A 515-nucleotide genomic window follows, 5' to 3' on the forward strand; every position below is an offset into this window, starting at 1 on the left:
ATCTTGTTTATTTTAGATGGTATGTTTATGACAACAGAAAAGGACGTGTTCGTTTATCACGAAATGGTAGCGCACGTACCTTTATTTACACATCCAAACCCTGAAAACGTATTAGTTGTTGGTGGCGGTGATGGTGGTGTTATTCGTGAAGTGTTAAAACACCCAAGTGTAAAGAAAGCAACTCTTGTTGAAATCGATGGAAAAGTAATTGAGTACTCTAAACAATACTTACCATCAATTGCAGGCGCATTAGATAATGAGCGTGTAGAAGTAAAAGTAGGAGACGGTTTCCTACACATCGCAGAAAGCGAAAATGAATACGACGTAATTATGGTAGATTCTACTGAGCCAGTAGGCCCAGCAGTAAACCTATTTACAAAAGGCTTCTACGCTGGAATTTCAAAAGCGTTAAAAGAAGATGGTATTTTCGTTGCACAAACGGACAACCCTTGGTTCACACCAGAACTAATTACGACTGTGTTTAAAGATGTAAAAGAGATTTTCCCAATTACTCG

General features: G+C 38.4%; 1 protein-coding gene. It reads left to right on the top strand.

Annotated elements, in window-relative coordinates; all coding sequences use genetic code 11:
• Nucleotides 1–27: 27 nt before the first annotated feature.
• On the top strand, nt 28–515 hold a 488-nt coding region (gene speE / locus FE392_RS23010; RefSeq protein WP_333783533.1), incomplete at its 3' end, for a spermidine synthase.

It is taken from the genome of Xenorhabdus santafensis (genome assembly GCF_033949405.1).
In the GTDB taxonomy this organism is placed as follows: Bacteria; Pseudomonadota; Gammaproteobacteria; order Enterobacterales; family Enterobacteriaceae; genus Xenorhabdus; species Xenorhabdus santafensis.